This is a genomic window from Bradyrhizobium sp., assembly GCF_019244115.1.
GTDB lineage: Bacteria > Pseudomonadota > Alphaproteobacteria > Rhizobiales > Xanthobacteraceae > Bradyrhizobium.
On the sequence record NZ_JAFATE010000454.1, the window covers coordinates 1 to 11,173 of the forward strand.

At 63.4% G+C, this 11,173-nt stretch carries 7 protein-coding genes; 1 reads left to right on the forward strand and 6 read right to left on the reverse strand.

Annotation, left to right across the window (positions count from 1 at the left end):
* Positions 1-243: 243 nt before the first annotated feature.
* Complete coding sequence (locus JOZ76_RS19895) at positions 244-6,468, reverse strand: FecR domain-containing protein (RefSeq protein WP_291701054.1); 6,225 nt, start codon at positions 6,466-6,468, stop codon at positions 244-246.
* 618 nt (positions 6,469-7,086) lie between these two features.
* On the opposite strand from JOZ76_RS19895, the gene JOZ76_RS19900 reads away from it, so the two are divergent.
* Positions 7,087-7,875, forward strand: coding sequence for a transglutaminase-like cysteine peptidase (locus tag JOZ76_RS19900; RefSeq protein WP_291701055.1), 789 nt, complete (start codon positions 7,087-7,089; stop codon positions 7,873-7,875).
* A gap of 38 nt (positions 7,876-7,913) precedes the next feature.
* On the opposite strand, the gene JOZ76_RS19905 is transcribed toward JOZ76_RS19900, so the two are convergent.
* The 5 genes from JOZ76_RS19905 to JOZ76_RS19925 form a co-directional block, all read right to left on the reverse strand.
* Positions 7,914-8,777 (reverse strand): tetratricopeptide repeat protein, encoded by an 864-nt coding sequence (locus JOZ76_RS19905; RefSeq protein WP_291701056.1) that lies wholly within the window; start codon positions 8,775-8,777, stop codon positions 7,914-7,916.
* Between the two features lie 70 nt (positions 8,778-8,847).
* Positions 8,848-9,900 carry an MBL fold metallo-hydrolase gene (locus tag JOZ76_RS19910; RefSeq protein WP_291701057.1) on the reverse strand — a complete coding sequence of 351 codons (1,053 nt, stop codon included), beginning with the start codon at positions 9,898-9,900 and terminating at the stop codon, positions 8,848-8,850.
* Positions 9,901-10,142: 242 nt separating this feature from the next.
* Positions 10,143-10,322, reverse strand: a complete 180-nt coding sequence (locus tag JOZ76_RS19915) for a hypothetical protein (RefSeq protein ID WP_291701058.1) — start codon at positions 10,320-10,322, stop codon at positions 10,143-10,145.
* Between the two features lie 112 nt (positions 10,323-10,434).
* Positions 10,435-10,734 (reverse strand): hypothetical protein, encoded by a 300-nt coding sequence (locus tag JOZ76_RS19920; protein WP_291701059.1) that lies wholly within the window; start codon positions 10,732-10,734, stop codon positions 10,435-10,437.
* On the reverse strand, positions 10,731-11,173 hold a 443-nt coding region (locus tag JOZ76_RS19925), incomplete at its 5' end, for an RNA polymerase sigma factor (RefSeq protein WP_291701060.1). The genes JOZ76_RS19920 and JOZ76_RS19925, both read right to left, overlap by 4 nt.

An 11,173-nucleotide genomic window follows, 5' to 3' on the forward strand; every position in this document is an offset into this window, starting at 1 on the left:
CCTCGATCGGCGCGGGATCGGCGATCCTGAGCGCGGCGAAACCGACCAGGAGCACAAGACACGCCAGCCGTGCGTAGCCGAACCTGCGGGTGAACCAGCGTCGGAAGACTTTGAGGCGCTTCATCGGCACATGTTCCGTGGGCGGTCATCGACGATACGCCATCGGGGGTTTGCGATGAACCGGCCGGTTCGGGAGGAACCTCGCGACGGTGCCAGAGTAGCGGCGCTCATCGCGCATCAGACCTAGCCAGCTGCGTGATGCGGAGAAACGATGAAATCACCGACTTGCAGTGCCGACGTCACATGCTGGAGCAGGATCGTGTCCGGGTGATTCCCGGAGTTCAACGTGATCAGCGTGTCCTGACCAACGACCGATGTATGCGCCTTGACCCATTGATCGTTGAGGCTCGCGACGTCAACCAGATCGGAGAAGGCCCTGAGGTCAAGGCGGTCCTGACTGTGGGTGAAGTCGGTGACCGTGTCGGCGTTGGCGGAATTGGTGGGCGCGAAGACGAACTGATCGGCGCCCAGGCCGCCCGTCATCTGATCATTGTGGCTGCTCGCAACGATCACGTCCTTGCCGTCGCTGCCGGTCAGGGCGGTTTTATCGCCGGAGTTTCCGCCGACGCTGAACACGAAGGTGACGGAGTCGCTGTGACCAAAACTATCATTGACGGTCAGCGTCACCTTGTCGATCTTTGAATTGTTCTGGGAGTCATCGGTGACGCTGCCGAGCGCATCGTTGATCTGCTGCAGACTGCCCGAGCCGCCCTTCGTCGACATGGTCCCGTGGAGCGCCGTCTCGGAATAGGTGTAGCTCTGGGCCGACGCCGGGTCGGCATCCGTCACGTGCACTCCCGTGATGGTCGTCTTGTTGCCGGTCTGCGTCAGCTGGATCTGCGTGGTGTCGATCACCGGCGGCTTGTGCGATTGCTCGACATGCGACTGCTCCCGATTATCGCCCTCGATCGTGCCGAGCAGGTAGGTCGTGCTGTCGGTTTCCGTTGCGTCCGAATGGGTGACGATCACCTCCAGCTTCTTGCCATCCAGATCGTAACCAGATGTGAAGCTGGAATCATGGCCTACGCTGGTCCAGTCGTGGCCATTGGTCGAAATCTTCCAGTCATAGCTCAGGCCGTCGGTAACGGTTTGTCCACCATCGCTCACGCCGGTGACGCTGATCGGCTGCCCCTTGCGGGCAGTCTCGCTGCTGAGCGTCGCGACGAGATCGCCGCCGTCCTTCTCGGCGACCGTGCCGAAGTCGTGCGTGATGCTCTCCGCCCCGGTGGATTCCGTATAGCTCACCACCACCCGCAGCTCGTGGCCTTCCTGCGCCTCGCCGGGCGTGTAGCTCGATCCGGCACCGACCGGGGTCCAGCCGTCGCCGTCGCGAACCTGCCAGGAATATTGCGCCTGCTGCGACACATTCGCGCCGCCGTCCGTCACAGCGGTGACGTTGATCTGCTGCCCCTGCTGCGCCGTCTCCCTGCTGTAAGTCGCGTCGAGATCGCCGCCGTCCTTCTCGGCGACCGTGCCGAACTGCTGCGTGATGCTCTCGGTGCCGGTGGATTCCGCATAGCTCACCACCACCCGCAGCTCGTGGCCTTCCTGCACTTCGCCCGGCGTGTAGCTCGATCCGGTGCCGACCTCCGTCCACTCCGCGCCATTCAGAGTCTGCCAGGAATAGTTCGCCAGCTGCAACACGTCGGTGCCGCCGTCGGTCACGCCGGTGACCTTGATCTGCTGGTCCTGATGCGCCGTCTCGCTGCTGTAGGTCGCCGCAAGATCGCCGCCGACTCTCTCCTGCACGGTGCCGCCCGAGACGCAGCTCGTGTCGGGTTCGCCGTTCGTGTCAACGAAACTCATCTTCACCGAGAGCCGATGGCCCTCGTCGGCCTCGGTTGGGGTGAAACAGGCGCTGGTGGCTCCATCAATGTCCTCGCCATCGAGCTGCCACTGGTAATGAGCGTCCGTAACTCCCGCGCCGGCGTCGGTGATGGAGGCCGTGAGCTTCTGGCCTTCGACGGCATTGCCGTGGGCATCCAGTCCCGAGATCGCGCCGGGCACCTCCTCGACGAACGTGCCGCCATGGTGGTCGCTGACCGCGACGAAGTGTGCCCCACTGTTGTCGCCGGCCACCTTGATCTGCGCGATCTTGGTCCCGTCGACAACGGTCAGGATGCCGTTCGAATAGGTCGTCGTGATATCCGAATCATAGGCGACGTGGCTGAGGTCGATCCTGTCGTCATCGTCGAAGTTGGCCACCGTGCCGCTGAAGGTTGCGGCCGAGTCGAGCTCCAGCGTTCCGGAAGCGCCGGTCGCAAAGGTAATGATGGCGTCGTCATAAGCGTCTTGATAGCTGTCCGCCAGTTTGAGCACCGACGTGCCGACAATCTCCGCATTGCCCGAAAGCGTCCCGTCGATGGTGAGCGTGCCACAGTTCACCTGCAGCAGGCCGCCGTGCGTAATCTCCGCATGATAAATCGCACTGCTGCCCTCGGAATCCAGCGTCCCGGAAACGCACAGCGTGCCGCCGGTAAAGCTGGTGTCGTGCAGCGTCAGCGTCGCGTGCGCCTCGACGCTGACCGCGCCGCTTGCGGTGACACCGGTCATCGTCGTCGTGCCGGTCACGTCGATCTTGCCGTAATCGTCGATCGTGCCGTGGTCGATCGTCGTCTTGCCGCTCAAGGTCAGCGTCGCATCGTCGTCGACGAGGATCATGTTGGAATTGGAGACCCCGACACCAGAGAGTGTTGCGCCGGAGCCCGAGACCTCGAGCGTGCCCTCATCACCGATGATCAGCGTGCCGCCCGTAATCGTGGTCCCGTGCTCGACGACCAGCGTGCTTGCCGTATCGGTGTCGACCTTGATCTCGCCGACCGGTGCTTGCGCCACGGCATTGTTCACGCTGACGCCGTCGAGCGTCGCGCCAGAAGCGTCTTCGACATGGATCAGGCCGGAATTGTCGATGGTGCCGCCGCCGATGCCCGAACTATCGTCGAGCGTCAGCGTCGCGCCACCCTCGACCGTCACCGCGGCCAGACCCGACTGGTTGGCGATCACGGTGCCATGCTGGAGCGTCAGCGACCCCGTGACGTCGATCAGGCCGCTGTTGTCGGTGGTCACGCCATCGAACACCGAGGCGCCCTGGATAGTCAGCGTTCCCAGCGCGACAAGGCTCGCGCTTTCGGCATCGAGCGTGCCAGAAACCGTGAGCGTGCCGCCCGTGATCGTCGTATCGACCAGCGTCAGCGACGAATTATCGTCGACCTGGACGGTGCCGGAGTTTGCGACCTGCACCGTGGAGAGCGTCGCATTGGCGCCCGTCGAGATCTCGAGCAGGCTGGCGAGCGCGCCGATGGTCAGGCTTCCGCCCGAAATCGTCGTCACGTCCTTGAGCGTCAGCTTGCTCGCCGGCAGCGCCGCGCTATCGACATCGATCCGGCCGCTCGAATTGTCGACGCTGACGCCGTCGAGGACAGCCCCGCTCGCGCTTTCGATATCGAGGACGCCCGAATTGGCCAGCGAGCCGCCGAGGATCTGGGCGCCATCGTTGAGGATCAGCGTCCCCGTCACCTCGATCGTGCCGGTGTCGCTGTTGCTCACCGATCCGCCGTCGAACGCATTGCCCGTGCCGGTGACGTCGATATCGCCGGAATTGTCCAGCGTGGCGTTGGTGATGCTGGCGCCGTTCAGCGTCAGCAGGCCCTCGCTTTCCACCGTGACGTGGCCAGTTCCGGCGAGATTGGTCAGCGCCGTGTTCAGTTCAAGCGTCAGCGATCCCGAGATATCGATGAAGCCATCATTGTTGACCGTCACGCCCTCCAGGGTCGACACGCCTTTGACATCGAACGTGGCGATCGCCGGCGAGTTCGATTCTTCGGTGTCGAGGCACCCCTCGATCGTGATGGACCCGCCAATGACCGTGGCGGAATTGAGCACGAGCGTGGCGCCGGCATCCACCTGGATCAGGCCTGATCCATCTTCGCCGTCCGAATTGGCGATGTCGACTGAGACATCGAGCGTGCCGGCCTTGATTTCGATCGTGCCGGTATTGCTGACGCTGCTCTGGTCCTGGAAGTCGCCGCCCTCGCTGAGGACCAGCTTGCCGCTGTTGGTCAGCGTGCTCTGATTGAGGATTTCGGCGAGCCCACCGAGCGTAATGGTGCCAAAATTCTCGAGGATCGAGTCGGCCTCCAGCTTGAGCGCGCCGCCAACTGTCAAAGTCCCATCGTTGACGAGTTCTGGCGGCGTGTGGTCGAAATCGTTCATCGACACCGATTTGGCCTCGGCATGCACAGCGCTGCCGATCGTCACCGGAAAGGACGGTGTCAGATTGTGCAACTGGTCGGTGATGACGATGACATCGTCGGCTGCGGTCGGGGCGTTCCCGGTCTCCCAGTTGATCCCGTTGTTCCAGTCATGGTCCTGCCCCTCGCCGCGGGTCGAGATCCAGACTTCGGCGGCCGGCTCGGTGCCGGTGATCGTGACCGTGACGTCCTTGGTCGAGGTGGCGCCTTGCGAATCGGTGACGGTCACCTCGTAGGTGAGCGTCAGCGTCTCACCCTTGGGGATGAAGTCGGCGACATAGGCCGGCAGATCGGCGAGCGTCCATGTCACGCTGCCTGTGCCGGTCCCGGTCGAGTCGGCCGCAAGTTTTGCCGTCAGAGCCGTGTTGAGGATCTTGAACGGCGTCGGCTCGAGATGCTCGAGATCGAAGGCCTTGCCGTCGAGCGTTACGCCCTTCAGCGCGCTCGATACCTTATGGGTGTCGGTCAGGTCGGGATCGGTGAAGGCCAGCGTCCCCGATGTCGGATTGTCCGTGGTCAGCGGGCCTCCCGATGTCTTGGTGCCGCCCGAAAACGCGACGGTCTGCGCCGCCGTCGTGATCACTGGCGCGTCGTTGCTGCCGGTGACCGTGATCGTGAAGGTGATGAACGTGGATTCGTCGTCCGGGGCGAAGTTGTTGTTGACCTCCGCCGTGTAGGTCAGCGTCAGCGTCTCGCCCTCGGCCAGGAAATCGAACGCCTTGTCGGGGATCGAATAGGTGAGCTGGGCCGAACCCGTGTTGCTGTTGCCGTCGGCCGGGACCACCGAGATCTTCACTTCGGTGGCGGCGATGTCGGCGAGGGCAATCGCGCCCGGGCTCGCATGGCCGTGATAGCTCGCGCCCGAAAAGCTCACCGACACCGACGGTGCGTCGCCCCGATTGGAGTCGACGAAGTTGACCGTGCCGATCACGCCGTCGGAAGCGCTGCTATTGGTCTGGCCGATGCGCTCGGTAATGGCGAACTGCGTCGTGACGTGGCCGGACGCATCGAGCATCACGGCCTGGGGCGGGCCCGCGATGCGCAGGGGGACGGCGTCCGGAACGCTCAGGGTGAAATCCTGATGCGAAGTGCCGGAATTGAGGTTCACAAAGAGCGGGGTGGCGGTCGTGCCATCGGCGAGCTTGATGGTCGGCCCGCTGAACGGCGTGAGGCTGTCGTTCTGGGTGACGGTGGTCTTCGGATTCGGATTGGTGTTGTCGGTGAACTTCAGTGTGAAGACGTCGTTGATGAGCTTCTGCAGTTCGGGCGACAGCGGATTCTGGGTCTGGCTGACCACGCCGTTGGTGATGTTGACCTGCTGGCCGGCCTGGTTGACCACCGCGATCGGCTGCAGCGTCGTCTTGTCGAACAGGATGTAGGAACCGGTGGTGCCGTCCGGCTCGACCAGAACCTGGAATTTTGCGTTCGGCGTGCCGGTCTGGCCGGGCACCGTGAAATCGATCTCCACCAGCACCGCGGTGCCGCGGATGCCCATGGTGGCGACCGGCGTATCGATCTTCATGTCGCCGTGCTTGGCGGTCTCGCCGGCCACGAACGAGATGGTTCCCGCCCCCAGGTTGAACAGCGTGGAGTTGCTCGACCCGTTGGGATCGTAGATCATTTCGTTCAGCACCATCCGCGCGTTCGACGACAGGCCGAACACGGTGCCGTCCATGAAGGTGACGCCGACGGTCGAGTCGGAACCGGACTGGAGGACGTCGCCCTTTTCGACGTTGTCGCCCATGTGCAGGATGATCGACACCCCATTGCGGACGACGGTCGCGTTGCCCGCGAGCTTGGTGACATGGCCGATGACCTGGCCCGCGCTCGCGCCCGGGCCGGCCTGCCCGACCTGGACCGAGCCCGCCAGCGCATTGACCAGATCGCCGGTCAGATGGGCGCCGTCCGGGGACGCCAGCGCGGCCCGCTTCTCGCCCTTGAAGTAATCGTGGAGGACGAACTCGCGCTCGCCCTCGGACAGAATCAGGTCGACGCCGGACCGCTTGAAATCGCCATTGAACAACAGATGCGCATCGGGAACGACGATCGCATCGGCCGGCGCGTGCGCATGCACCTGATCGCCGTGCACGACGTGCGCAGGCGAGGCCGTACCCTGGCCCTGGGCGAAAATCGCCTCGAATTTACCAGCGTAATTCAAAGACCCCCCACGAGAGGTTAATATCTATTTAATAATCAATGGTCTCGGCTGCTTATCATCGGCAGTTGCATCGCGAAACCATCCCAGGCTTGTGCATCCTCCCATGCGCATGGGGTTGACGCCCCCATGGCTGGTCGATCTCAGTGTTTTCCGAAAGTCATTTTCGTTCCATCTCCAAGTATTGTATAGTTTTACGGCGGTTGCGCGTTCTGGATACAAGTCATGCATGTCCTAAATACCTGGCCATAATACTTTGATCCACATAACCTCGCGTCTTATCGTACAATACTGCGCGAATTTCCTTCCAAAAACTGTCGGCGGAACATCAGAAACCATCAAATCTCAGCAAATTAGCCATAAATCGCGGAAATCGCGGCTGCCACAACCTGCAAGCGTGAGGGGTGGCCCGCGATGTCGTTTTTCCCGCCGGTGACACCGACAAAGCACAAAATTTGTCTGAGGCACGTAGGACAAAGTTCAGGCTGTTTTGACGTTTGTGCGTCGCAGCATGCCCGCTTTAAGCAGAATAAAAGCGCAGGCCGCCCACCATCGTCCGCGAAACGATCCGGTCACGTGCGGGCGCTATAAGCCCGCCGATGCCCGGACCAAGGGCGTCGGATGGGTATTTTTTCACACACACTGCGTGCGGTCGTCATGGCATGCGGCCTTGCCGCGTCAGCGGCGACGGCAGCGCTGGCGGCCGCCAGGCCTGAGCCGGCGGCATCGTTCTCGCCGGGCGCCGGCCCGGCCGAGCCATTCGGGCTCGCCACGGCAGCCGTGTCGGGGGGCGTCGTGAACGAGAAATGGCAAGGGCTGCAGCGCAAGCTCGACGATGAGCGGGTGCAGCTCGCGCTTTGCGACGGCGACCGCGACAATTGCGTGTCCGGCGCGGCCTTACGGTTCCTGGCCATCGTCGACATTGCCAGGGGGCGCCACGGGCGCGCCAGGCTCGGCGAAATCAACCGCGCAATCAATCTGGCGTTGCGGCCGATGAGCGATCTTGCGCAATATGGCGAAGTCGACGTCTGGTCACCGCCGCTTGCCACGTTCGACCGCGGCGCGGGCGACTGCGAGGATTATGCGATCGCAAAATTCATGGCGCTGAGCCTGGCCGGGATCGCGGCCGAGGATCTGCGCATCATCATCATGCGCGATGTCTTTCACGGCGGCGACCACGCCGTGACCGCCGTCCGCCTCGACGGCCACTGGCTGATGCTCGACAACATGCGCATGGCCCTGGTCGAGGACGTCCATGTCAAAAACTATCGGCCCCTGTTTGCGATCGACCAGTCCGCCATCGTGCAATATTTCGAGGTGCCGCTGCTGGCGGACACGACCAGCGCGCCCGGCCCTGCCGCTCCGGCCGGCCTGCCGGCAGAGCCAGGGCAGATCGCGGCCTCCAAATAGGGCTTCTTGAGCCACGAGCCGTGGCACGTCGCCGCCGCTCACTTGGTTGCGTCTGCGTCCTCCCCCCGCGACATCCTTGGTTCCAAGATTGCGCGTTCGACAACATCACGCAGGCCGGGATCGATCAGGATCGCCTCATCGATGTCGGCGCGGGCGCGAGCCTTTTCGCCCTTGCCCAGCAAAGCGAGGGCGCGGCCCATATAGGCACAGGCGCGACGCGCATCGAGCTTGATGGCGTGGCTGAAGTCGGCGATCGCCCGGTCGTGGTCGCCCTTTTGATCCCAGACCAGGCCGCGATCGCAATAGATGTCGGCATCGGCGAACGTGAAGCGTACAGCGCGATCCAGGTCAAGGAGGGCACGATCGAGCTCGCCAAGGCGTCGCAACAGGCCGCCCCGCTCACGAAATGCGGTGGGGTTGTCCGGAGCCGACCGGATCGCCGCATCGTAGTCCGCCAGCGCACGATGGACCTCACCTCTGGCTTCCCACGCCTTGGCGCGTTTTCTGAGGGCTGTCGCGTCGCGAGAATTGCGTTCGATGGCCTGATCGAAGGAGGCCATTGCCGGGTCGACCTCGCCTTGAGGGGCCTTCGCATCCGCCTCCTGCTGGCCGGGCGGCTCGGTGGCCCCGACCGACGTCGTGGACTGGACAGCCGGTCCTGCCACCTCCTGCTGGCCCGGCAGCTCAGTAGCCGCCACCGGCGGGGGCTGGACGGCAATGGCCTCGACCAATATCCGTTGGCCATCTTCGTTACGCTGGCTTTCCGCGACGCTGGCTGCCGGAGTGTGCACGAGTCGCTCTCCGACCACCGCAACGCCGAGTACCGCGGCTGCACCGGCGCAAATGAGATATTTCAAACTCACGATATCGCTTTGATGGACGCCAGGCGGATTTTGCAGCATGGCGATCGTCCTCTCCTGAACTCGCAGACCTGAGAGGCACCTTGCGTTCTGCGACCGAAGCCTTCCCCTGTCACGCGGTGCGAACGGCGACCGCGTAGCCGGCGCCATCCTTGGCGATCGTGCCAAGTCCGGACCATGGGAAATGAGTGCCGCAGATCAGCATCCTGTCAGCAATCACCCGGTCGATCAGCTTGCGGCGACTGGCCTCGGCAAGCGCGGCATCCTGATCGAAGACACCGTGCCAACCCGGGTGCGCGGCGCACAGCGCCGGCACATAGACCGTGTCATTGGAAAACATCAGCTGTTCGTTGCCGGAGCTGAGATGGAACGCAGTATGCCCCGGCGTGTGGCCTGGCGCGCTCACAAAGCGGATGCCAGACACGACCTCGTCTTCCCCTCCGACCGGGAGCACGTTCTTCCACATCGAAACGACGGCCTGAATGCGCTGCGCGAGCGCCCGGCGCCCCTCCGGCAGCCGACCGATCACCGATGGGTCGGTCCAGAACTTGTATTCGGCGGCCGGAACGATGATCTCGGCCATGGGGAATACCGGCGCGTCAGTGTTCTTTCCGAGCAGCCCAAAGATGTGATCGGGATGGAAATGCGAGACCAGGACGGTCTCGATCCCCATGGGATCGATTCCCGCTTCTTTCAGGTGCCGGATCATCTTGCCGGAGACGAAGACCGATTGAGGATTGAACGCCTGCACCTGGTCGCCGCCGCCAGCGTCGCACAGAATGATTTTGCCCTTCAACTTCACGACGAACACCGTAATCGGAATTGTGACGAAGTCCGTCGTAAATCCACCGGCTGCCAGCGCCTGCTTCGTCTCCTCGATACTGGCATTGCTGAAATAGGCCGGATCATGGGCCTTTTCCCATATGCCGTCATACAGAGCCGTGACCTCTGCTTCGCCCACCGTATATCGCACATAGCCGAGAGGCGGATCCGGCGTCTTCGGGTGTTGCGCTTGCTGGGTGTGTCGCGCCTGACGCTTGTGGCGCGCGTCGTGCTTGTGGCGCGCAGCAGCCGGAGCCGGCAGGCTCAGCCATCCATCAAGGCCGAACGCCGCCGATGCGACGGCGGCCGACACAACGAAATCTCGACGAGTTGTCTTGGGCATTGGGCCCTCCCGATCGCATTCGTTCCCTGCTTTTGAGTCGCTCCGCGTCAAGCGGGCGAACGGAACGGCGCCGGGCGCCAGTTTGCGCCTGTTGGCAAATTCAAGATCACGCTAAGGCCGACAGTTGGCGACAGTGTGGCGAGCATCATTAAAAGAGCAAGTGCTGGTCTGCATAACGCGTTACCGAAACGGTGGCACGATGCCGTTGTCGAGACCAACAAACGATTGGGAGACCACTCAAGCTACGTTTCATCCAACACGAGCGCGAGCGATCGTGAACGCCAGCGTTTGAGCGCGCCTGGATCGAGCCATCCGACCCCGACCAGCACGTCGATCGGGGTCGCATATCTCTGCGCCGCGAGCGCCGCCTCGGCCGCCCTGACCACCCGATCGTTGAGTTTCTTGCGATTGCGCCGATCCATGGGCGCGGCCCCTCGACTGCCTGCTGCTGAAGCGGAACGCAATCGTAGGACATGTCGGGCGAGAGCGAAAGCTATCGAAGCGGTCCGGCGGCTTTCACGCGCCAATGCCCGCTCAATGCCGCTGATGATGCGACGGCCGCCGAAATGCGCCCGCCGGCCGGGGCCCTGCTGCGGGCTCGATCAGGTCGTCGTCCAGATCTCTTGCCCGGCCTTCATTCAGGTTCCTCTCGAGAACCTCATCCGCCTCCGCGCATGCGCTCTCAAGGAGCAACTTCACCTCACGCGCGGCGCTGGCGATCGTCCGCCGGTGCCCGCCGGACGCCCGCACCTCCTCGGAGGTCGCAGCGAGAATTTCCTCGCTCAGCGCCTCGATCAGATGGACCAGATCAAAATGCGGGTGCCAGCGTGTCACCACGAGCTCCAGTTCCGTTGTTGGCGCAGCAAAATCCGTCGCATGCGACGGCGCGTCGTGTCGTAGTCGAGTTCGGATATGCCGTGGACCTTGCAGATCTCCCTGGCGGTCAGACCATCGGACATGCCGGCGATGATCTTCAGGGCCAAGGGGTCGCCTTCGAACAGCCGGTAGACGCCGACCAGCGCCTCCACGGCGACCAGGACCCGCTCGGGATCGGGCACCTCGTCGATCTCGTCACTGCACCGGCCGTGGCAAAGGCGATCATCGCGGCTCACGAGCAGCCTTTGCTCGTGCCGCACACGCCGCCAATGGTCGTCGCAGATGCTGCGCATGACGCCGGCCAAAAACGCCAGGATCGGCACATGCGGCGGCCAGGGGCGCGAACCGTCGAGGGCACGGGCAATCGCCTCGTGCAGCACATCGCTCCAATCGAGCC